Origin of the sequence: Butyricicoccus sp. AM32-19 (genome assembly GCF_003480365.1) — a bacterium.
Taxonomy (GTDB): Bacteria; Bacillota; Clostridia; order Oscillospirales; family Butyricicoccaceae; genus Agathobaculum; species Agathobaculum butyriciproducens.
This window is the reverse complement of sequence record NZ_QUIX01000010.1, coordinates 93,828-115,835: the sequence shown is the minus strand read 5'-3', so window position 1 is coordinate 115,835 and position 22,008 is coordinate 93,828. Positions and strand designations below refer to the sequence as shown.

The following is a 22,008-nucleotide window of genomic DNA, read 5'->3' as shown; positions in this document are numbered from 1 at the left end:
TCGGCCTATCGGCATAGTCCAAGATTTTGTCCGCACCCCCTAAGGTACAATAAGTTGCGCAAATTGAAAACCGCATAAAAGAAGACATAGCTTGCAGGCTCTGGTAGAAGGAAGTTACCACACACCATTCTGAAAGGAGACAACAAACTATGTCCGAGAGAATTGTACAGCTGAATGAGGAAATTATCAAGGGGAAAAACAAGGAATTGGTCCGCAGCAGCGTGGAGGAAACCCGGAATGAGCTGCTGGAAAAGGAGACGGGGTCCCTGACACAGGCTGCCCGCTACGAGCGCAGCGAGGCCCGTCAGGGCTACCGCAGCGGCCACTATGACCGGAATCTCACCACCGCCTCTGGCGACGTCACGCTCCACGTGCCTCATCTCAAGGGTGTGTCCTTTGAGACCGCCATCATCGAGCGGTATCGCCGCCGGGAGAGCAGCGTGGAGGAGGCCCTCATCGAGATGTACCTGGCAGGCGTGTTTCCGTGCACCGGGTAGAGGACATCACCGAGACCCTGTGGGGCAGCAAGGTTTCACCCGCTACCATCAGCGAGTTGAACAAGAAAGCCTACGTCCACATCGAGGACTGGCGCAACCGCCCCTTGCAGGGCGGGCGCTATCCGTATGTCTACGTGGACGGCATCTATCTGCGCCGCAACTGGGGCGGAGAGTATGAAAATGTAGCCATTCTGGTGGCAATCGCCGTGAATGATGACGGTTTCCATGAGGTTTTAGGCGCCGCCGAGGGAATGAAAGAGGATAAGGCCAGCTAGGTCAGCTTCTTTCAGTGGCTCCGCGGACGCGGCTTGGACGGCGTAAAACTCATCGTCGGCGACAAGTGCATGGGGATGCTGGAGACCGTGGGCGAGGTGTTCCCGGACGCCAAATACCAGCGCTGCACAGTGCATTTCTATCGCAATGTTTTCTCTGTTGTGCCTAAATCCAAGGTCAAAATTGTGGTAAAAAATGCTCAAGGCGATCCACGCCCGGGAGAGCAAACAGACATCCCGCGAGAAGGCTAAAGAAGTCGTTGCCGAACTGCGCGCCATGAAGCTGAAGGAGGCTGCCAAGAAGGTCGAGGACGGCATTGAGGAGACGCTAACCTACTGCGATTTTCCCAGTGAGCATTGGACGCGCATCCGCACCAACAATGTGATCAAGCGGCTGAATTGTGAAATCCGCCGCAGAACCCGCGTGGTGGGAACATTCCCTGACGGCAACTCTGCTCTGATGCTGGTCTTCGCTCGGCTTCGCCATGTGGCGGGCACGCAGTGGGGCAGAAAAAATATATGAACATGAAGTACTCGGAGGCGGCGCTGGACGACGCCTTCATTGCCGGCTGACTTCACTCAGCCGGAGAACCTGCAAACAATTTTGCGCACAAATCTTGACGGGACCGAGTCTATTAGATGCACGCATGTGATATAATCTTGGCCACGCATTTTGTCAATTCGTATACAGATCTTTGTCGAAATCATAGATGTTACCGCACTGTTTGCGATTATTGAACAAAAAGGTGCTCTCCGTTTGCTGGAGAGCACCTTCGTTTTTTACTTAGCCGACACGCTGTCTGGAGTGGTGCAATTCGATCTGCTTGGACTTGATGAACACGCTCAGTTTCTTGTAGGCAAGCATGGTAATCGCAGTCAGGATTGCGCCTTTGATGAGATTGAACGGCAGAACGCCGAGCAGCAGATAGCCCTGCATGCCGGTCACATACGGGTTGATCGCGTTGCATGCATCAAAGATAGCCTGCAGCGGCATAACCTGCGAATAAAACGGAATGATAAGAAAATAGTTGGTCAACATGCCGACACACGCCATAGCAACCGAGCCAGCTGCACAGCCGAGGACAGCCATCTTGCGGCTCTTGTGACCGCGGTACAGCAGCACGGCAATAACAACGAGCGTGGAAAGCATCAGGAAATCTGCGACCTCACCGGAGCCACCGGTCTGGGTCTGGGTCAGATGAATGATGTCCTTGATGCCGATCATCGTGATCGCCGGAGCGATGCCGAAAATAAACGCACCGATGAGCACGACTGCACCGGACAGATCCACCTTGAGGAACGGCGGCATGAACGGAATCGGAAATTCAAAGTACATCAGTACGGTTGCGATAGCCGCGAAAATTGCGGTGTAGGTGATCTTGCTGGTTTTGGTCATTGCTGTTTTCTCCCTTTCAGGAGTCCTGTTCCATAAATAAAACAAACCCCTGGATTGCTCCAGAGGCATACAGACGTAGCGATAGGTACATCTGTTTCTCTCATCCGGACTATAACCGTCGGTTGGGATTCTAACCCATCATGCCTTGCGGCTCGCAGACTATCAGGCTCGAAGCCTGTATACTGCCGGTGGAGACTTTCACTCCGCCCTGAAACAGAACTGATTTATTTATATTGCTATTATAGTCACCAGTAAAGGACTTGTCAACACTTCAGCAAGAAAAAACATAAAAGCCGCCTTCCCTTGCGAAAGCGGCTTTTTATCAGAAATCAGTCTTCCTTGCTGCTCATCAGAGTAACCATAACGGCCTTCTGTGCGTGCAGGCGGTTTTCTGCTTCCTCGAAAATTTCGTTTGCGTGCTCCTCGAACACCTTGGTGGTGATCTCCTGCTCACGGTAGGCCGGCAGGCAGTGCTGCACCATGCAGCCCGGCTTTGCAGCAGCCAGCAGCTCATCATTGACCTGATAGCCCTGGAATGCCTTCATGCGGACTTCCTTCTCGGCTTCCTGTCCCATGGACGCCCATGTATCAGTGATAACAACGTCTGCGTTCTCAGCAGCCTTCATCGGGTCATCGGTGATGAAGAAGTTCGGGTTCGGCTCTGCGAATGCCATAACCTCAGCGTCCGGACGGTAGTCCACCGGCGTTGCGATGGAAACCCTCATGCCGGTCTTGAGGCCGCCGACGATCAGCGAGTTTGCCATGTTGTTGCCGTCGCCAATGTAGCACATCTTGAGACCCTCAAGAACGGCAAACTTCTCACGGATGGTCATGAGGTCCGCCAGAACCTGACACGGATGGCAGAAATCAGTCAGACCGTTGATGATCGGAATAGAGCCGTAGTTTGCCAGATCCTCTACTTCCTTCTGCTCATAGGTGCGGATCATGATGCCGTCCAGATAGCGGCTCAGCACGCGGGCCGTATCCTGTACCGGTTCGCCGCGGCCAATCTGCAGATCACGGTTGGACAGGAACAGCGCCTGACCGCCCAGCTGATACATGCCGGTCTCGAAGGAAACGCGGGTACGGGTGGAGGACTTCTGGAAGATCATGCCAAGGCTCTTGCCTTCCAGGTGACGATGGGAAATGTTGTGCTTTCTCTCATACTTGAGCTGATCCGCCAGATCGAGCAGACCGATGATCTCCTCGGTGGAGCAGTCAAGCAGCTTCAGTAAATGCTTCATTGTAATAAACCCTTTCTGCAAATTAGCAATGAATAATTAGTAGTTAGTAATTATTTGGGTGCTGCTGCACCAGTACGATAATCACGTTAATTACTAATTGTCAAGACCTTTGATTAAAATACCTTTGCCATGATAGCGAGTGCTTCATCCATTTCTTCCTTCGAAATGGTGAGCGGCGGGAGCAGACGAACGGCATTTTTGCCGGCGGTGATCGCCAGAACGCCGTTTTCGATCAGCTTATTGGCAAACACGGAGTGCTTTCCTTCCTCAACGATGATGCCGAGCATGAGACCCATGCCGCGCACGCCCTTGATATTCGGCGAGCCAAGGGACAGGATGCCGTTGCGAAGGTACTCGCCCTTTTCGCGCACTTTCATCAGGAACTGGCCGTCACCGACAGTATCGAGCACGACGTTTGCTGCGGAGCAGACAATCGGCGTACCGCCGAAGGTGGTCGCGTGCGTGCCCGGCGTCAGGACGTTGCAGCAGGTATCCGCCGCCATGACAGCGCCGATCGGCATGCCGCCGCCAAGACCCTTTGCCATAGTGACAACGTCCGGCTTGATATCGTACTGCTGGAAGGCAAACAGGCTGCCGGTACGACCGATACCGGTCTGCACCTCGTCGATGATAAGCAGCATATCCTTCTCGCGGCAGAGCTTCTCTACCTCCTTGACGAACTCGCGGTCAAGCGGCAGAACACCGCCCTCGCCCTGAATCAGCTCCATCATGATGGCGCAGGTCATATCATCCGCCTTTGCGCGTACCGATTTGATGTCGTTGGCAACCGCGTAATCAAAGCCCTCGGTAAACGGGAAGAAATAGTTGTGGAAACGCTCCTGACCGGTGGCCTTCAGCGTGGTTACGGTACGTCCGTGGAAGGAATTGATGAGCGTCAGCACCTTGAAGCGGCCCTCACCATACTTGTCGAACGAGTACTTGCGCGCCAGCTTGATGGCACCCTCGTTTGCCTCAGCGCCCGAGTTGGCAAAGAATACCTTGCCACCCAGATGTGTCTTTTCTACCAGCTTCTTGGCAACCTGAACCATCGGCTCGGTGGTGAACAGGTTGGAAACATGCATCAGCTTGTGCGCCTGCTTATCGATCGCGTCAATGATTGCCGGATTGGCATAACCCAGACAGTTTACACCGATGCCGGAAGCAAGGTCGATGTACTTCTTGCCCTCAACGTCCCACAGGGTCGCACCCTCGCCGTGGTCCAGTGCAATCGGGAAACGGCCATAGGTGTTCATTACATATTTATTTTCTTCGCTTTTTAATTCATTGTAAGTCATAGGGTATCACCTTTTATCGGAGATACGGAGCGAATCATTCTCCATTCTCCATTTTCAATTCTCAATTACTGAAACATAGTGCCTGCGCCGACCTTGGAAAGCAGCTCGATCAGAATCGAATGCTTGACACGGCCATCCAGAATGGTGGCACGCTCAACGCCCTTGCGGACTGCCTCAACACAGCAGTCTACCTTGGGGATCATGCCGCCCTTGATGATGCCGTCGCGCACCAGCTTCGGCACCTCGGACACCTTGAGACGGTGAATGACACTGTCCGGATCGTTAATGTCCTGCATCAGACCGCGTACGTCGGTCAGCAGAATCAGCTTTTTTGCACCGAGTGCAACTGCCAGCTTGCTGGCTGCTGTATCAGCGTTGATGTTGTAGTTGGTTTCATCGTCGATGCCCTGTGCAACGGTCGAAACGACCGGAATATAGCCCTGCTGCAGCACATCGATAACCGGAGACGGGTCTACGTCCATAATGTCGCCGACGTAGCCGTAATCCGTACCCGAGCGGTCGGTCAGGCGCTTCGCCTGAAACAGGCCGCCGTCCATGCCGCCGAGACCGATGCCGCGGCCGCCTGCCTTCTCGATCAGGGTTACAAGGTCCTTGTTGACCTTGCCGCACAGCACCATCTGGACGATATCCATGGTTTCACGATCGGTGTAGCGCAGACCGTTGACAAACTTGCTCTCCTTGCCGATCTTTCCCAGCATTTCATTGATTTCCGGGCCGCCGCCGTGTACGATAACGACCTTGACGCCGACCAGATTGAGCAGTACCAGATCGTGGATGACCGCGTCCTTCAGCTCCTCATTGATCATTGCGTTGCCGCCGTATTTTACAACAACGGTCTGACCGTAATATTCCTGAATATACGGAAGCGCTTCGACCAGAATATTGGCACGCAGCTCCGCATCAAGTTGAGTATCCATACTAATTCGTTCCTTTATCGGGAGTTTTCTTCGTTTTTAAGAATCAAGTTCTGTAATCACCGTTGATCTTAACGTAGTCGTAAGTAAGGTCGCAGCCCCATGCAGTAGCGCTGTCCTCGCCCTCATTTACATCAACCGCAATGGTAACCTCGTTCTCGGAGAGCACCTTCTTCGCCAGATCTTCATCAAAATCCAGAGCAGCACCCTTGTCGCAGACTGCTACGCTGCCTGCTGCGGACTCGAACGCCACAGAAACGTACTCCGGACGGAACGGTGCCTTGGAATAACCCATTGCACACAGCACGCGTCCCCAGTTTGCATCTGCGCCGAACATGGCCGCCTTGACAAGATTGGAGCCGACAACAGCCTTGGCCAGTCGCTCAGCTGCTTCCTCGGAGCGGGAGTTCTTAACGGTGCAGGTAACCAGCTTGGTTGCGCCTTCGCCGTCTGCGGCGATCTGGCGTGCCAGGCGGGTGTTGATCTCGTTGAGCGCCTTGCAGAACGCCTGATATTCCTCGTCCTGCCACTCGATGAGTGTATTGCCTGCCATGCCGTTTGCGAGCACGATGCACATATCGTTGGTGGAGGTGTCGCCGTCAACCGTTACACGGTTGTAGGTCTTCTTTACGTTCTCCTGAAGTGCATCAGTCAGCATTTCATGCGTGATGGCGCAGTCGGTCGTGATGAAGGACAGCATAGTGCCCATGTTTGGATGAATCATGCCGCTGCCCTTGCAGATGCCGCCGATACGGCAGGTCTTGCCGCCGATGGTGAACTCAACAGCCGCCGTCTTGGGCTTGGTATCGGTGGTCATGATGGCGCGATTTGCCTTCTCGGAGGCGTTGTCCTCCAGAACCAGTTCCGGCAAGTGCTCCTCGATGCACTCGATGTTGAGGCGCTGACCGATCACACCGGTGGATGCAACGGCAACATCGGTTTCGGCTACGCCGAGCAGCTTGGCCGCTGCCTGCGCCATACGGCGAGCGTTCTCCATACCGTCCGGTGCACAGGCGTTCGCGTTGCCCGCATTGGCAACGATCGCGCGTGCTACGCCGTCCTCGAGGTGCTCCATGGTAACATACAGCGGAGCCGCCTTGACGCGGTTCATCGTGTAGGTGGCAGCCGCGGTGCATTCGCATTCGCTGAAAATGATTGCGGTATCGTCATTTAAGCGGCTTTCCTTGACGCCGCAGCGCACACTGCCCGCCTTAAAGCCCTTTGCGGCGCAAACGCCGCCTTCGATAATTTTCATAATAATTCTCCCTGCTGAAATCAGAGGTTTAAGCCGGTCGTTTCATCCAGACCGAGCATGATATTCATATTCTGCACGGCAGCGCCCGAAGCGCCCTTGCCGAGATTGTCAAACAGTGCGGTGACAATGGTCTGCTCCTCGTGGCCGCAGACGATCAGCTTGAGGCTGTCGTGACCGGCCAGTGTGTTGGCGTAGATCATCGGCTCTTCACCGCCGAACGGCGCCACGGTGACAAGCTGTTGACCCTCGTAGTGCCTGGTGAGCGTCGCATGCACGAGATGTGCATCTACGCCCGGGAGCATAACTGTGGTGGCCATACCCTTGTAAAAGTCACCTACGATTGGCACGAACACCGGCGCCTGCGTCAGACCGCAGATGTAGCCCACCTCCGGCAGGTGCTTATGGTGCAGGTTCAGACCGTAAATGCGCTCGGAATCGTGTCGCGGATCGCGGTTCTCGTCCTGATACTCCGCGATCATTTTCTTGCCGCCGCCGGAGTAACCGGTCAGTGAAGCACAGGTGAGCGCGGTGTCCTCGGCAATGATACCGTTTGCTACCAGTGGGTAAACCGAGGAAATAAATCCGCTTGCGTGGCAGCCCGGATTGGCAACGCGCATGGAGTTCTTGATGGCTTCGCGGTGCGCCTTGGACAGCTCGGCAAAGCCGTAATCCCAGTCCGGGTCGGTGCGATGCGCGGTCGATGCATCGATGACACGGGTGGTATCATTCTCGATGAGCGAGACCGCCTCTTTCGCCGCCGCATCCGGCAGGCACAGGAACGCAATGTCGGCTGCATTGAGGAACTTGCGGCGCTCCTCGGTGTCCTTGCGCTTATCCTCATCGATGAGCAGCAGCTCGATGTCGTCGCGGCCGCCGAGGCGCTCGTAAATCTGGAGGCCGGTTGTGCCCTCTTTGCCGTCGATGTAAATTTTAGGCTTCATCGTCCTCAACCTCCGCGATGAACTTGTCAATTTTATCAATCTGGCGGGTTACTTCCTGCGGAGCCGGGCCGCCGATGACCTTACGCTCAGCAACACAGGTGCGCAGGTCGAGTGCGTCGTATACGTCGTCGCCGAACTTGTTGGAAATTGCTGCAAAGTCGCGCATGGTCATGGTCTCGAGGGTTTCGTCCGCCTTGATACACTGGTTGACCAGACGGCCGACCGTCTTGTACGCATCGCGGAACGGAACACCCTTCTTGGTCAGGTAGTCGGCGCAGTCGGTTGCGTTGATAAAGCCGCGGGAGGCTGCCTTGCGCATGTTGTCGCGGCGCAGCGTCATGGTGGAGAACATCGGCGTGAATACCTCGAGGCACTGCTTTACGGTGTCGATCGCGCCGAATACAGCCTCCTTGTCCTCTTGCATATCCTTGTTATACGCCAGCGGCAGACCCTTGAGTACGGTCAGCATGGTGGTCAGCGCACCGTAAACACGGCCGGTCTTGCCGCGGATCAGCTCGCAGACGTCCGGATTCTTCTTCTGCGGCATGATGGACGAGCCGGTGGAGTACGCATCGTCCAGCTCGACAAACTTAAACTCCCACGAGCACCACGAAATAATTTCCTCGGACAGACGGGACAGGTGCATCATCAGGATGGACAGCGCGGAGAGCAGCTCCACGCAGTAGTCACGGTCGGATACGCCGTCGAGCGAGTTGTCGGTCAGGCGGGCAAAGCCAAGCTGCTCACGAACGAAGTCACGGTCGATGGGATAAGTGGTCGAAGCCAGTGCGCCCGAGCCAAGCGGCATTTCGTCCATGCGCTCGTAGCAGTCCTGCAGGCGGGATACGTCGCGCTTGAGCATGTTGGCATACGCCATCATATAATGTGCAAAGGTCGTCGGCTGTGCGCGCTGCAGATGGGTGTAGCCCGGCATAACCGCATCGAGATTCTCACGGCTCTTTACAGTCAGCGCCTTCATAAAGCCAAGGATCAGCTTGATGATCTCCTTGATCTCCTTCTTGACGTACAGACGCATATCGAGTGCAACCTGATCGTTTCTCGAACGGCCGGTGTGCAGACGCTTGCCGGTATCACCGATGCGCTCGGTCAGCAGCTGCTCGACGTTCATATGGATGTCCTCGTAATCGAGCGAGAACTCCACCTTGCCGTCCTCGATATCCTTCAGAATGCCCTTAAGACCCTCAACGATCTTTTCGGCCTCATGCTCCTCGATGATGCCCTGCTTACCCAGCATGGTAGCGTGCGCGATAGAGCCGGTGATATCTTCCTTATATAAACGGCAGTCAAACAGGATGGAAGAGTTAAAGTCGTTTACCACCAGATCAGTTTCCTTCTGGAAACGTCCTGCCCATAATTTTGCCATATTTATGTTACCTCACAAAACACTCATAGGGCGGCACACGACGGGCGTGCCGCCCTATGATTTCTTTTACTTACTTTTCAACAGACGGGAAATGCTCACCGGTCTTCTTGTACAGGATCTGATCGTTCAGTGCACGAACCTTGAGCGGCAGACCGAACAGGTTGATGAAGCCTGCGGAATCTGCCTGATCGTAGCAGTCATCCTCGTTAAAGGTTGCCATATCCTCGGAGTACAGGCTGTACGGAGAGGTTACGGAAGCCGGGATGATGTTGCCCTTGTACAGCTTCAGCTTAACATCGCCGGTAACGGTCTCCTGGGTGGAGTCAACGAATGCGGAGAGTGCCTTGCGCAGCGGCGTGTACCACTGGCCATTGTAAACCAGCTCGCCGAACTTGAGAGCAACCTGATTCTTGTAGTGCGAGGTTTCCTTGTCGAGGGTGATCTCCTCCAGCTTTGCATGTGCTGCATACAGGACCGCACCGCCCGGAGTCTCATAAACACCGCGGCTCTTCATGCCGACCAGACGGTTCTCAACGATATCGAGGATACCGATGCCGTTCTCGCCGCCCAGCTTGTTCAGCTTCTCGATCAGGGCAACGGAATCGAGCTTCTCGCCGTCAACTGTGGTCGGAACGCCCTTCTCGAAATGAATGGTAACATAGGTCGGCTTGTCCGGAGCCATTTCCGGGGAAACGCCCAGCTCGAGGAAGCCCGGCTTGTTGATCGGCGCCTCGTTCGACGGCAGCTCCAGATCCAGACCCTCATGGCTGAGGTGCCACAGATTCTTATCCTTGGAGTAGTTGGTCTCCTTGTTGATCTTCAGCGGAATGTTGTGTGCTTCCGCATACTCGATCTCCTTCTCACGACTGTTCAGCTCCCAGAAACGCCACGGAGCGATAATGTCCATCTGCGGTGCAAATGCATGAATAGCCAGCTCGAAACGAACCTGATCGTTGCCCTTGCCGGTGCAGCCGTGGCAGATCGCGTCAGCGCCTTCCTTCAGCGCGATATCAACAATACGCTTTGCGATGATCGGACGAGCGAACGAGGTTCCCAGCAGGTACTGCTCGTAGGTTGCGCCCGCCTTCATGGTCGGGATGATGTAGTCATCGACGAAGTCCTTGGTCAGATCCTCGATGTACAGCTTGGACGCGCCGGTCTTGAGCGCCTTCTCCTCCAGACCGTCCAGCTCGGTGCCCTGACCGACGTTGCCGGAAACCGCGATAACCTCACAGCCGTAATGCTCCTTCAGCCACGGAATGAGTACCGAAGTATCCAGACCGCCGGAATATGCCAGAACAACTTTGTTATATTTCTTTTCCATGTTTTTCGACCTCGCATTCTGCGTTTTTTTCGATGGTTTTATTATACTACCGCCATACTCATTTGGCAAGCAAAATTTATAATTATTTTACTGATTGCATATTTATGCATACTATGAATTTGAATTTGATAAATAATGCTTGCACTTTCTGTAAAAACGTACTATTATATTATAAATGCACTGTGTCAAGACAGATTGCACGGAATGAATAAAAGCGCACAAAAAATGGTGCGCAAAGGGGCGTTTTTCGCAATGACCGAAAGAAATTTAACCATGCTCACTGACTTTTACGAGTTTACGATGGCGAACGGATACTTCGAAAAGGGTATCGGCAACCGCCGCGCATACTTCGATATGTTCTTCCGCCGTGTACCGGACGGCGGCGGATATGCCATCATGGCAGGCGTGGAACAGCTGATTGAATACTTCAATAACCTGCATTTTTCCGAGGAAGATATTGCATATCTTCGCAGCCGCAAGTGCTTCTCGGAGTCCTTCCTCAATTATCTGCGCGATTTTGAGTTCGAATGCGACGTATGGGCCGTACCCGAGGGTACGCCGGTATTTCCCGGTGAGCCGCTCGTAACGGTGGCCGGTCCGATGATTCAGGCACAGTTTGTCGAAACCATGATCCTGCTGACCATCAACCACCAGACCCTGATCGCCACCAAGGCGAACCGCATCACGCGTGCAGCAGAGGGCCGTACCGTACTTGAGTTCGGCTCCCGCCGGGCACAGGGCTACGACGGCGCTATCCTCGGTGCCCGCGCTGCCTACATCGGCGGCTGTCAGGGCACGGCCTGCGTTCTGTCCGACCGTGACTACAAGATTCCGGCCGGCGGTACGATGGCGCACTCCTGGGTGCAGATGTTTGACAGTGAGTACGAAGCCTTCAAGGCTTATGCGGATATTTATCCGGATAACTGCGTATTCCTGGTTGACACTTATAATGTACTCAAGTCCGGTGTGCCGAACGCAATCCGCGTTGCCAAGGAACTGGAAGCGGAAAAGGGCATCCGCGCACGCGGCATCCGTCTGGATTCCGGCGATATCGCTTACCTTTCTATCGAGGCCCGCAAAATGCTCGATGCCGCAGGCTTCGAGGATATGCAGATCATGGCATCCAATTCGCTCGATGAGTATCTGGTGCGCGACCTGCTCGTGCAGGGTGCCCGCGTAGATTCGTTCGGCATCGGCGAGCGACTCATCACCTCCAAGTCCGAGCCGGTATTCGGCGGCGTATACAAGTTGGCTGCCGTTGAGGATGAAAACGGCGAGATCATCCCGAAGATCAAGGTTTCCGAGAACGTCGAGAAGATTACCACACCGCACTTCAAGCAGGTGTACCGTCTGTTCGACAACAAGACCGGCAAGGCGCTCGGCGACGTACTCACCGTGCACGACGAGCAGATCGACGCTTCTCTGCCGTATGTACTGTTCCATCCGGTCTACACCTGGAAGCAGCGTATCGTTACCGATTATACGGTTCGTCCGCTGCGCGTACAGCTGTTCAAGCACGGCAAGTGCATTTACAACAGTCCGGATGTTGAGGACATCCGCAAGTACTGCATCCGTGAGGTCGATACCCTGTGGGATCAGATCAAGCGTTTCGAGAATCCGCAGACCTACTTCGTGGATCTTTCCAAAAAGCTGTGGAGCTGCAAGAACGAACTTCTTGAAGCCTGCCGCATCTAACAAGCAAATTCGCAGACAGCGAACCATAATATAGTGGTTCGCTGTTTCTTTGCGCCCAATCGCAAGATTGTATAAAAGCTGTGAGCATCCCTGCACAGGATTTCGCTCACGCAGCCTGTTTCAGCAGTTTTTCGCAGAAACACGCTATCTTTTCGCAGATGTAAATCGCAAGAATTTAGTAGTACATCGCACCACAGGAGATTATACTAATAATCGCGGTCAAAAAAACCGCATATTCCACACAAATCGAAGGGATACACCAATGAAAGCATTTCTATCCTCGCTGAGCCGCAGCAAGCGCTATGTTGTCGCGGAACTGCTTCTCGTTTATTTCGCACAGGGACTGAGCTCCATCATGCTCGGCTCTGTGCTGCCGGATTTACGCGCGGCCTACGCGCTGGATTACCAGATCGGCGGCACGCTGCTGTCCGCACAGTCGATCGGCTATCTCGGCATCGGCCTGCTGTCCGGTCTGGCCGCCATCAAATGGGGACTCAAACGCGCGTACCTCATCCTATATTATGTATTCGCGGTCGGCTTTGTCATGCTGCTGACCAACGGCTCGCCGGTCTGGCTGCTGGCGGCCATGTTCCTGACCGGCATTTCCAAGGGCGCTATCACGGATTACAACAACCGCGTGATGAGCGAATACGCGAACGGCAGTGCCACTCCGCTCAACATGATGCACGCGGCGTATGCGTTCGGCGCGTGTGTGGCTCCGCTGGCTGTGCTCGCCTGCCACAAGCTGGGCGGTGAAAACGGCTGGCGTCTTGCGCTTGAGATTTCCATTGTGCTGCTGACAGCTTCGTTTATCTTCGGCCTGTTCATGAAGATGGACGATGATAAATCCACGAAAACCGGGCAGAAATCCGCAACCGATTACGACTTTTTCCGCGAAAAGCTGTTCTGGCTGTGCACAGCGCTCTGCTTTTTCTACGAGGCTGTTGAGGCTTCCATGATGGGCTGGCTGACCAGCTTTTACATTGATTCCGGCGTGCTCGCCGCAGACGCTGCGCAGATCATCACTTCCCTGCTGTGGGTTTCGCTGCTGATCGGCCGCTTCTCGTGCAGTGTGATCGCTGCGAAATTCCGTCCGTGGCAGATGATCACGGTCATGTGCTTCGGCATGGCGGCATTTCTCGTGCTGCTCGTCACCGGAACCACGCTTCCCGTGCTCACGATTGCAACGATCGGTCTGGGTCTATGCATGTCCGGCATGTACGGCACAACGGTAGCCAACGCCGGAGACCTGTTCTCGCGCTATCCGGCATCCATGGGCATTTACGTTACGCTCAATGGCTTCGGCGCGGCTATGGCTCCGGCTGCGATCGGCATCGCTGCTAACCGTACGGGAATCCGCTGGGGTTTTGCTATCCTGCTGATCGCAGGCGTGCTGCTCGTTGTCTCGGCAGTGCTCAATGCACGGTATTTCAAAGACAGACAGCACAACAAGGCGGTTTCCCGCACCTAAAAAGCACAAAAACCTCTCTCAAGCGTTTTGAGAGAGGTTTTATTTTTATTCCGCTGCCGTTTCCGGCTCCTGCTCGACAGCCTGCCTTGCAGCTCTTGCGGCAAGGTGTGTCTCCAGCCAACGTGAAATATCTCCGAAGGTCTCAAGTCTGTCAAGCTCGTTGAGCACCTCGTGGCGCGCATCCTTATAAAAGATGACCTCGATATTCCTCACGCCGTTGCCGCGGTACAGATTGACCGTACGGCGCACACCCTCACCGTACCGCCCAACCGGGTCCTTATCACCCGAGATGAACAGCAGCGGCAGGTCCTTCGGCGTTTTTCGGAAGGTCACCGGATTGTTCGCCTTGGTGATGAGCGTAAACAGGTCGCGGAATCCGGTCGCGGTAAACACGAAATTGCATTTTTCATCCGACTGATAGAGCGACACGACCGCCTCATCGCGGCTAAGCCAGTCAAACACGGTTTTCGGCTGCTTGATTTTCCTGTTGAAGCCCTTGAACACCAGATTGGACAACAGTCCGCTGCGATAGGTGATGCCGCGCGAGCGTGCTACCGAATCCGCAAGATGTACGATGCTGCCGGAGGCAGCGATCGGACCGACCGTGCCGATGAGGATGCAGCCGGACAGCTTCTCTCCGTAATCGAGCAGGTACAGCCTCGCGATCAGCGAACCCATCGAGTGCCCGAGCAGGAAATACGGCAGGTTAGGATAGCGGCGCTGCATCAGGTCGGTCAGGTGCTTGACATCCTCAACAAGATACTTCCAACCGTCGCGGGCGGCAAAAAAACCGAGATCCGCCGTGCGTGAGACCGATGCTCCATGTCCGATATGATCGTTTCCGCAGACAATAAAGCCCAGTCCGCAGAGATACTTCGCAAATGCGGTATAGCGCGAAAAATACTCGCACATGCCGTGAGACAGCTGTACGATACCGCGCACCTCTACTCCTTCAGGAGCAAGAATATAATAGGTGACATTGGAAACACCATTGGCACTTTTGTAAATATTTTGCGTACACTTGATATTCATATGCAACACCCGATCATGGACTGTACTTCTTTGCTGTTAATACTATACCACAAATCCACTTATCGTGCACCTGTTTTTTGATAAAGTTCACAGTTCATTTAAAAATGCACTGTCAAAAATTGCTGATTTTTAAATACCTTTCCCGACTGCAAATTATGCAGGATTACGATATCGCAAACAGCGACCGATGTGCTACAATAAAATAAATCACGGGCAGTGCTGTATTGCCCAATCCAAAAGAAAGAAGGATATACCCATGCCGTATATTGCTGTTACCACCTCCAAGGCCCTGTCCGACGAGCAGAAGGACGAGCTGAAGAAGACCATCGGCCAGAAGATTTCCCTGATTCCGGGCAAGACCGAGGCTGCTCTGATGGTTGACATCTCCGATAACCACACCATGTACTTTGCAGGCGAGAAGCGCAAGCTGGCGTACGTTGATGTTCGCTGCTACGGTTCGACCGAGTTTGAGAACAAGAAGGCACTGACCGAAGCACTGTTTGATGCTGTCGAGCTGCACACCGGTCTGCACGATGACAGCATTTACCTGACGTACTCCGAGTTCTCCAACTGGGGCACCCGCGGTACCATGAAGTAAACCGCAGAAAGACGCTGAGAGTTTCTCGGCGTCTTTTTTGTTTCGGATGAAGAATTGAGAATGTCTGAATTTTCAGAATGTTCACATTTGGACGATTGACGTTCGCTCGCTTTCGGTCTATTATAGTTTACAAGTAAACCGTTTGCCGAAAGGAGGACACCGCATGCCCGGCTCTCCCCATGATTTTGCCGCCGATGCGTTCCACGCGGGTCAGCTGTACCGCAGCTGCTTCCGCGAGCTGACCGAAAACTGCGGCTTTACGCCAAATGAGATGTTCGTGCTGCTGTTTCTGTACCGCAACGCGCCCGAGCAGGACACCGCAACTGTCATTGCACAGGCGTGGAACGTTTCCAAGCCGCTGGTGACGCGCAGTGTGGACGGACTGCAGAGACGCGGTCTGCTCTACTGCGTACGCGACGAGAATGACCGCCGTCTGGTGCACCTGCACCTGTCTGATGAAGGACACGCTGCTGCCAAAACGCTCCATCACCGCTGTGAAACCTTTGCGCTGACACTGCAGCAGGGTATCTCCGAGCAGGAAATGCAGACCCTGTGTGGTGTGATGCGCAAGATGCAGCAAAACCTCAACGATTTACTCGAAAGGACGAAACTCACATGAATAACAACCCAAAAGGGACGAAAAACCCCAAAAAACCGCTGATCTTCTATTATGCGGTCATGCTGCTCGTGCTTATGATGCTCAACTGGCTGCTGTTTCCGAGCCTGCTGCAGCGGCAGGTTACCGAGGTCGGCTACGACGAGTTCATCGCCATGGTGGACGACGGCAAGGTGCAGACCATCGCCTACGACAAGCAGGATCAGGAAATTACCTTTGAGGCCACCAATGACAAGGGCAAGGACGCACTCTACAAGACCGGCATTTTCCCGGATGACGAGCTGGTCGGCCGCTTGCTGAAGGCCAATGTCAAGTTTGCTGCCGAGATTCCGACCCAGACCTCTCCCCTGCTGAGCATGCTCATCAGCTACGTTGTGCCAATTGTGCTCATTATCGCAGTCGGTCAGTGGCTGCAGAAAAAGATGATGAAGAACATGGGCGGCAACATGATGAGCTTCGGCAAATCCAACGCCAAGATTTACGCCGAGACCGAGACCGGCAAGACCTTTGCTGATGTCGCCGGTCAGGATGAAGCCAAGGAGGCCCTCACTGAGATTGTGGACTTCCTGCACAACCCGAACAAGTACGCTTCCATCGGTGCAAAGCTGCCGAAGGGCGCACTGCTGGTCGGCCCTCCGGGCACCGGCAAGACCTTGCTGGCGAAAGCCGTTGCCGGTGAGGCACATGTGCCGTTCTTCTCGATTTCCGGCTCGGAGTTCGTCGAAATGTTCGTCGGTATGGGCGCGGCCAAGGTGCGCGATTTGTTCAAACAGGCCAGCGAAAAAGCACCGTGCATCGTGTTCATCGACGAGATTGATACCATCGGTAAAAAGCGCGACGGCGCAGGCATGGGCGGCAACGATGAGCGCGAGCAGACGCTCAACCAATTGCTGACCGAGATGGACGGCTTTGACGGCACCAAGGGCGTCGTTATTCTGGCGGCGACCAACCGTCCGGAGTCGCTTGACCCGGCTCTGCTGCGTCCGGGCCGTTTTGACCGCCGCATTCCGGTGCAACTGCCCGATCTGCAGGGTCGTATCGCAATTTTGAAGGTGCACGCTAAGGATGTTCACATGTCCGGCAATATCGACTTCAACTCGATTGCCCGCGCAACCTCCGGCGCTTCCGGTGCTGACCTTGCCAACATTATCAACGAGGCGGCTCTGCGTGCCGTTCGTCTGGGACGAAACAGCGTCATTCAGGCTGATCTGGATGAGAGCGTTGAGACCGTCATTGCTGGTGCGCAGCGCAAGAACGCCGTACTCAGCGCCAAGGAGAAGGAGATCGTTGCATATCACGAGATTGGTCACGCACTGGTGGCTGCCAAGCAGACCGACTCCGCGCCTGTCACCAAGATTACCATTGTGCCGCGCACCTCGGGTGCACTCGGCTACACCATGCAGGTGGATGAGGGCGAGCACAATCTGATGAGCAAGGACGAGCTGCTGAACAAGGTGGCAACGCTCACCGGCGGCCGTGCAGCCGAGGAGCTGATTTTCGGCTCGATTACCACCGGTGCATCCAACGACATCGAGCAGGCCACCAAGCTGACGCGCTCGATGATCACGCGCTACGGCATGAGCCGCAAGTTCGATATGGTTGCGCTCGAAACCGTGACGAATCAGTATTTGTCGGGCGATACCGCGCTCGCTTGCTCGGCGGAGACCGCTGCGAAGATTGATGAGGAAGTGATTGCCACCGTCAAGACCGCGCATGAGAAGGCCATCGGCATCCTGCAGAATAATATGGATGCCCTGCACCGTCTGGCGCACTTCCTTCTGGAAAAAGAAACCATCACCGGCGAAGAATTTATGGATCTGCTGCATAAATCCGAGTAAATCTGTACAAAAGGAAACCCTCTCTCGTAATGAGGAAGGGTTTCTTTTTGCCTATACCCACAACAAGGAACAGACCAGAAAGAGAGGGCGGACACATTGGTCCGCCCCTAAGCATATACAATTATATTTATCTAAGCGACAGAATCTCTGCCGGATGTTCAAACCTCATATCCGACATTAACTTCTCCGCCTCGGAGCACCCCCACAGGGCGAGGACGCTCTTGACGCCTGCACTTTTCGCGCACTGCATATCATATTCGCTGTCACCGATATAGACGGCGTCCTCGGGTTTACAGCCGAACCGACGCAGACACTCGAGCAGAGCGTCCGGCGCAGGCTTGGGATGCTCGACATCATCCGCACAGATGATCTCATCAAACCACGGCGTGAAGCCAATGGGTTCAATCCCCTGCTTGAGCTGCAAACGTGTCCGCGAGGTGACAATGCCACACGAACAGCCGGATTTTCTGAGTTCCTCTATCGTTTCGGGAATGCCGTCGTACATCGGGATTTCGTCCAGACGGTCATACGCCAGCGCTTCCCAGCGAGCCATGATTGGCTCAACCCGCTCGGCCGGAATGCCTAATTTCGCCAATGCGCGTCTGCCGGGCATACCGAAGGAGAAGATCAGCTGCTCGTAGGTGAACTCATAGCCGAACTCGGCAAGTGCAGTGCGCATGGCCCACTGATCTACCTTTGAGGAGTCGATCAGCGTGCCGTCAATGTCAAAAACAAAGTATTTCATGTGGTTTCCTCCATCTTTTTCGCCAAGGTAAATAACCCTCGGGTATAGTCCTGCTCGAAGGACTGAGACAGCTCTATGGTCGGCATAGCCTGCTCCGGCAGCGCCTGCGCACAGCTTTCGCGTATCCGCGCTGCCTTATCGGTCAGACGGGAATCGGCATACAGCACCACCCTGTCCGGATTGATGAGCGCCGCACAGCCGCAGATGACCTTGGTGAAATAGTCGCTTATATCCGCGCCTGCAAAGTGATTCTGCGCGTATTCGAGATTGTGTTCGATTGGAAGATAATGCAGTTCGCCGGCAAAGCCTGCGGCACCGCCCCAGACCTTTCCGTTCAGCACGATACCTGCGCCTGCACCCAGCTTGCCGATGTAAATGCACACAGCGGCTTTCGGTGCGGGCGTGTACTGCGCCGCGTAGCCTGCAGCCACGACCTGCATATCACGAGCCGCCATGCACGGCAGACCGGTTTTATCGTGAAGATACGCACTAAGGCTTACGCCCCGCAGCTCAGGGTAGCCGAAACTCTCGGTGACGATGCCGTTATGCATTGTTCCGGCAAAGCCGAGCATCACCGCTGCAAGCCGCGGGTAACGCGCCCTAACACGCATCAGAAGCGTGTCGAGAAATTCGCGCACATCGCCGGAGCAGGTCTGCTGTTCCTGTTCGAGCGGTGTACCGTCGAGGTCGCACACAAACCAGTGCAGCGTGTCCTGCTCCAGCCGCAGACACAGGAACAGCCGGTACTGCGGGTTCAGCCGGTACTGCATGGCGCAGCGTCCGCCAGTGGAGGCTGCCGTGCCGATTTCTTGCGCTTCTCCGCGCTCGACCATCTCATCCACAATGCGGCTGACGGTCGGAAAGCTGAGATGTGTCAGCCGCGCAAGATCGTTCTTGCCGGCAGAGCCGTGCTGCATCGCCTGCCGGAGCAGAGCTGTGTTCTCCCGCTTGAGTTTTCCTGTGTCTGCCATGGTGCACCTCTTTTCAAAATACTTTTTAATAGTATGTTAATTTCTACATACAGTATATCCTCTGTGGGCGGTTCTGTCAATGCTGAATTAGTAATTAAGCGTTAGGAATTGATGTGAGGGTTTATTTGCTGCGTAATATTGTCCTTTCTATTCCACCCATTGGCGGCTGTTGTAAATGCAGGCGTATGCATATACCAGATGAAACACAGCGTAAAATAACACCCGCAACATTAATTTACCATAGCTAATACACAATAAAACCAAAACCGCCTTTTCAGGCGGTTTTATTATTTTAACAAGGTCCTACAGCTGCCGGTTTGAGGCGGATTGACCTTGCAGGTCTGACAATATTTGAAACCCACGTTTGTCACTCCCTTTAGGAAGTGTTTGAGTTTATGTTGCTCGGGAGACCAATGGTCTCCCGAGCGGTTAGGTCTATGCAGATGGGTTAGCGGCGATGTGCAAAGCCAGCGTCCCCTATGGTATACCTTTAATAACAAGATAGAATCATGTGAAGAAGGGTAAATCGCTACGTCATCTTTACTATCCGATCTCCACTCTTAATTACACCGTTGATTTCCGCTTCGGCAGATTGAAGTCAATCCCGGTGAGCATTTTCACAATCCACAGCAGGAACAGCAGTACGAGCACTGGCAGCACACACGAGGTAACGATTAGCACGGCGAGTGCCTCCATAACATTGCTGAGCAGTTTTTCAAACTTTTCCGTCACACCGGAGACCGCATTCTGCACCGAGGACGTGATATCCGACCAGAAACCGTTCTTTTCGCTGTCTGAATCCGAGTCCGAACCCGCACTGGTATCGATATCATCCGCTGCACTTTGCGCGTCCTCAATGGTCTGCGACAGAGAGGTTTCATAGGTGGCCTCGATCATGCGCGATACTGTGATGCCGCCCGGAACAGCCAGCCAAACCGCCATGCCGAACAGCGCCAGCTTGAATGCGAGTTTCGCCAGAATCTCACTGCTGCGGAACTGACGGACGATGAGCAGCACGCACGCTGCCGGTAAAATAAACCGGAAAACCGCGTATCCGGTAATGGTGAGCAGATATTTCTCTAACATAATGGCACACAGCACGATCAGAAAATCCGACGTGAGATCAGCCAGCTTTTCCGCGATGGCGCTGCCTGTGTCTCCCGGCAGAGCCGAAACAGCTGCGGACGCTGCCGTGGAAGCCGCAGTCAGCTTCATCACAGTCGCCTGTTTTTCGTTTAAGTATTCAATGCTCGTCCGGTGCGTCTCCGGTGAGGACTGCCATCCCGAGATACCGAAAAAGCACCCGAGTCCGATCATCATCAGCAGCACACACGAAACGATTCGCTTTGTCAGTTCGTTCATTTTATCCCTCATCTCTATTAGAAAACCCCCAACGGTCAGACAGGCTAACGATTGGGGGTTGTTCACACTTATATGATTACTTGCTCCAGGCTGCCTTGGCTGCGCCTTCTTTGAACACCTCATGGAAGCCCTTGACATTGGCTGCAATGTCACCGCCGAACACGGCAGAACCTGCAACGATAACGTCTGCACCGGCGGCTACGATGTCAGCGGTATTGTTCAGCTTTGCGCCGCCGTCGATCTCCAGCTCGCACTTATAGCCGTTCTTCTGGATTTCCGCGCGGACAGCCTTGATTTTGTCCATGCACTCCGGGATAAAGCCCTGACCGCCAAAACCCGGCTCAACGGTCATGATGAGCACCATATCGCAGTACGGCAGCAGCGGGAACAGCACCTCAGCGGGGGTTTTCGGCTTGATAACGCAGGCTGCCTTGACACCGGCTGCGCGGATTTTCTTCAGCTGCTCAAGCGTATCACCGTTGGACTCGTAGTGTACGGTGATGATATCCGAGCCGGCCTTGATGAAGTCGTCCAGATACTGATCGGGGTCCGAGATCATTAGATGTACATCGAGCACCTTGTCGGTCGCCTTGCGCAGCGCCTTAACCACCGGAGCGCCGATGGTGATATTCGGCACGAAGTGACCGTCCATAACGTCAACGTGAACGTATTCCGCACCGGCATCGGTGGCAATTTTAATATCGCGTGCAAGATTTGCAAAATCTGCGGACAGAATAGACGGTGAGAGCTTGATTTCCATAACAGTTCCTCCTGTAACCGCAGAGTGTTCCGCGGCATAATTTGATACCAGACGCGCCTGTGTGTTCAACCGGTTTGCACGGCGCCGTCTTTTTGAATACGAGGGCGGCATGTACAGTCGCCCTCCTCTTGACTTACATTATATCACACCTCTTTGGAAATTGAAAGAAAAGAGTGAGGAGTGGAGATCACCTCACGGTTTCATCTTCTTCCCACTGCTGCAGCTTGTCACATCCTGCGGTTTCCGTTTTTAATGAGCTATCCCCAGAAGAAGGCTGCACCACACCGTCAATTACCGTTTGCTAATTCCTGATTACTAATTTGTTCTAACGGTATAGAAAACTTCTCCATCGAAATCAACAATATTTTGTCGCCCTC

The 22,008-nt window shown here is 54.2% G+C and carries 18 protein-coding genes, 1 pseudogene and 1 riboswitch; of the genes and pseudogenes, 6 read left to right on the top strand and 13 right to left on the bottom strand.

All coding sequences use genetic code 11. From position 1 onward, the window contains the following. Positions 1–149: 149 nt before the first annotated feature. Positions 150–1,342 (top strand): annotated as a pseudogene (locus DW806_RS09810) (IS256 family transposase). 211 nt (positions 1,343–1,553) lie between these two features. Here DW806_RS09810 and DW806_RS09805 read toward each other — a convergent pair. From DW806_RS09805 to DW806_RS09770, 8 genes are all read right to left on the bottom strand, one after another. Further along, on the bottom strand, positions 1,554–2,165 hold the full coding sequence (locus tag DW806_RS09805; RefSeq protein WP_110436750.1) for an ECF transporter S component: 612 nt from the start codon (positions 2,163–2,165) through the stop codon (positions 1,554–1,556). 88 nt (positions 2,166–2,253) lie between these two features. Continuing rightward, positions 2,254–2,385, bottom strand: a riboswitch (FMN riboswitch). 109 nt (positions 2,386–2,494) lie between these two features. Further along, a complete protein-coding gene (gene argF / locus DW806_RS09800; RefSeq protein WP_118729827.1) occupies positions 2,495–3,409 on the bottom strand; it encodes an ornithine carbamoyltransferase in 915 nt (304 codons plus the stop codon). A 113-nt stretch (positions 3,410–3,522) separates the two neighbouring features. Further along, entirely contained in the window at positions 3,523–4,704 is a 1,182-nt protein-coding gene (locus tag DW806_RS09795) for an aspartate aminotransferase family protein (RefSeq protein ID WP_118729826.1), read from the bottom strand. A gap of 65 nt (positions 4,705–4,769) precedes the next feature. Further along, entirely contained in the window at positions 4,770–5,642 is an 873-nt protein-coding gene (gene argB / locus DW806_RS09790) for an acetylglutamate kinase (protein WP_118729825.1), read from the bottom strand. A gap of 43 nt (positions 5,643–5,685) precedes the next feature. Continuing rightward, a complete protein-coding gene (gene argJ, locus DW806_RS09785) occupies positions 5,686–6,894 on the bottom strand; it encodes a bifunctional glutamate N-acetyltransferase/amino-acid acetyltransferase ArgJ (RefSeq protein ID WP_118729824.1) in 1,209 nt (402 codons plus the stop codon). Positions 6,895–6,914: 20 nt separating this feature from the next. After that, on the bottom strand, positions 6,915–7,835 hold the full coding sequence (gene argC, locus DW806_RS09780; protein ID WP_118729823.1) for an N-acetyl-gamma-glutamyl-phosphate reductase: 921 nt from the start codon (positions 7,833–7,835) through the stop codon (positions 6,915–6,917). Next, positions 7,825–9,219 (bottom strand): argininosuccinate lyase, encoded by a 1,395-nt coding sequence (argH, locus tag DW806_RS09775; protein ID WP_110436744.1) that lies wholly within the window; start codon positions 9,217–9,219, stop codon positions 7,825–7,827. The genes argC and argH overlap by 11 nt, the downstream gene beginning before the upstream one ends. Before the next feature lie 70 nt (positions 9,220–9,289). Next, on the bottom strand, positions 9,290–10,543 hold the full coding sequence (locus DW806_RS09770; RefSeq protein ID WP_118729822.1) for an argininosuccinate synthase: 1,254 nt from the start codon (positions 10,541–10,543) through the stop codon (positions 9,290–9,292). A gap of 252 nt (positions 10,544–10,795) precedes the next feature. On the opposite strand from DW806_RS09770, the gene DW806_RS09765 reads away from it, so the two are divergent. Continuing rightward, entirely contained in the window at positions 10,796–12,238 is a 1,443-nt protein-coding gene (locus tag DW806_RS09765; protein ID WP_118359491.1) for a nicotinate phosphoribosyltransferase, read from the top strand. A gap of 262 nt (positions 12,239–12,500) precedes the next feature. Then, complete coding sequence (locus tag DW806_RS09760; RefSeq protein ID WP_118729821.1) at positions 12,501–13,709, top strand: MFS transporter; 1,209 nt, start codon at positions 12,501–12,503, stop codon at positions 13,707–13,709. A gap of 45 nt (positions 13,710–13,754) precedes the next feature. Here the strand turns inward: DW806_RS09760 and DW806_RS09755 are convergent, their stop codons facing one another. Then, positions 13,755–14,741: an alpha/beta fold hydrolase gene (locus DW806_RS09755; RefSeq protein WP_118729820.1), complete on the bottom strand. Its 987-nt coding sequence runs from the start codon at positions 14,739–14,741 to the stop codon at positions 13,755–13,757. A 256-nt stretch (positions 14,742–14,997) separates the two neighbouring features. On the opposite strand from DW806_RS09755, the gene DW806_RS09750 reads away from it, so the two are divergent. The 3 genes from DW806_RS09750 to ftsH all read left to right on the top strand — a co-directional run bounded on the left by DW806_RS09750 (position 14,998) and on the right by ftsH (position 17,793). Further along, positions 14,998–15,339, top strand: coding sequence for a phenylpyruvate tautomerase MIF-related protein (locus DW806_RS09750; RefSeq protein WP_158575149.1), 342 nt, complete (start codon positions 14,998–15,000; stop codon positions 15,337–15,339). A gap of 163 nt (positions 15,340–15,502) precedes the next feature. Continuing rightward, the gene (locus DW806_RS09745) at positions 15,503–15,958 is read left to right on the top strand and encodes a MarR family winged helix-turn-helix transcriptional regulator (RefSeq protein WP_118729819.1); all 456 of its coding nucleotides are present in this window, start codon (positions 15,503–15,505) and stop codon (positions 15,956–15,958) included. Further along, entirely contained in the window at positions 15,955–17,793 is a 1,839-nt protein-coding gene (gene ftsH / locus DW806_RS09740) for an ATP-dependent zinc metalloprotease FtsH (protein WP_118359499.1), read from the top strand. Before DW806_RS09745 ends, ftsH begins: the two co-directional genes overlap by 4 nt. A gap of 127 nt (positions 17,794–17,920) precedes the next feature. On the opposite strand, the gene DW806_RS09735 is transcribed toward ftsH, so the two are convergent. From DW806_RS09735 to rpe, 4 genes are all read right to left on the bottom strand, one after another. Beyond that, positions 17,921–18,538, bottom strand: a complete 618-nt coding sequence (locus DW806_RS09735) for an HAD family hydrolase (protein ID WP_118729818.1) — start codon at positions 18,536–18,538, stop codon at positions 17,921–17,923. Beyond that, positions 18,535–19,509 carry an ROK family protein gene (locus DW806_RS09730; protein ID WP_118480158.1) on the bottom strand — a complete coding sequence of 325 codons (975 nt, stop codon included), beginning with the start codon at positions 19,507–19,509 and terminating at the stop codon, positions 18,535–18,537. Before DW806_RS09730 ends, DW806_RS09735 begins: the two co-directional genes overlap by 4 nt. Positions 19,510–20,073: 564 nt before the next feature. After that, a complete protein-coding gene (locus DW806_RS09725) occupies positions 20,074–20,871 on the bottom strand; it encodes a hypothetical protein (protein WP_118729817.1) in 798 nt (265 codons plus the stop codon). Between the two features lie 76 nt (positions 20,872–20,947). Beyond that, positions 20,948–21,631: a ribulose-phosphate 3-epimerase gene (rpe, locus tag DW806_RS09720; RefSeq protein ID WP_117750831.1), complete on the bottom strand. Its 684-nt coding sequence runs from the start codon at positions 21,629–21,631 to the stop codon at positions 20,948–20,950. Positions 21,632–22,008: the final 377 nt, after the last annotated feature.

Coding starts and splice junctions, on each gene's coding strand:
- DW806_RS09735 (WP_118729818.1), bottom strand. CDS start 18,538: ATGAAATACTTTGTTTTTGACATTGACGGCACGCTGATCGACTCCTCA.
- DW806_RS09750 (WP_158575149.1), top strand. CDS start 14,998: ATGCCGTATATTGCTGTTACCACCTCCAAGGCCCTGTCCGACGAGCAG.
- rpe (WP_117750831.1), bottom strand. CDS start 21,631: ATGGAAATCAAGCTCTCACCGTCTATTCTGTCCGCAGATTTTGCAAAT.
- DW806_RS09795 (WP_118729826.1), bottom strand. CDS start 4,704: ATGACTTACAATGAATTAAAAAGCGAAGAAAATAAATATGTAATGAAC.
- argF (WP_118729827.1), bottom strand. CDS start 3,409: ATGAAGCATTTACTGAAGCTGCTTGACTGCTCCACCGAGGAGATCATC.
- argJ (WP_118729824.1), bottom strand. CDS start 6,894: ATGAAAATTATCGAAGGCGGCGTTTGCGCCGCAAAGGGCTTTAAGGCG.
- DW806_RS09805 (WP_110436750.1), bottom strand. CDS start 2,165: ATGACCAAAACCAGCAAGATCACCTACACCGCAATTTTCGCGGCTATC.
- DW806_RS09755 (WP_118729820.1), bottom strand. CDS start 14,741: ATGAATATCAAGTGTACGCAAAATATTTACAAAAGTGCCAATGGTGTT.
- DW806_RS09725 (WP_118729817.1), bottom strand. CDS start 20,871: ATGAACGAACTGACAAAGCGAATCGTTTCGTGTGTGCTGCTGATGATG.
- DW806_RS09765 (WP_118359491.1), top strand. CDS start 10,796: ATGACCGAAAGAAATTTAACCATGCTCACTGACTTTTACGAGTTTACG.
- DW806_RS09770 (WP_118729822.1), bottom strand. CDS start 10,543: ATGGAAAAGAAATATAACAAAGTTGTTCTGGCATATTCCGGCGGTCTG.
- DW806_RS09730 (WP_118480158.1), bottom strand. CDS start 19,509: ATGGCAGACACAGGAAAACTCAAGCGGGAGAACACAGCTCTGCTCCGG.
- argB (WP_118729825.1), bottom strand. CDS start 5,642: ATGGATACTCAACTTGATGCGGAGCTGCGTGCCAATATTCTGGTCGAA.
- DW806_RS09745 (WP_118729819.1), top strand. CDS start 15,503: ATGCCCGGCTCTCCCCATGATTTTGCCGCCGATGCGTTCCACGCGGGT.
- argC (WP_118729823.1), bottom strand. CDS start 7,835: ATGAAGCCTAAAATTTACATCGACGGCAAAGAGGGCACAACCGGCCTC.
- DW806_RS09760 (WP_118729821.1), top strand. CDS start 12,501: ATGAAAGCATTTCTATCCTCGCTGAGCCGCAGCAAGCGCTATGTTGTC.
- argH (WP_110436744.1), bottom strand. CDS start 9,219: ATGGCAAAATTATGGGCAGGACGTTTCCAGAAGGAAACTGATCTGGTG.
- ftsH (WP_118359499.1), top strand. CDS start 15,955: ATGAATAACAACCCAAAAGGGACGAAAAACCCCAAAAAACCGCTGATC.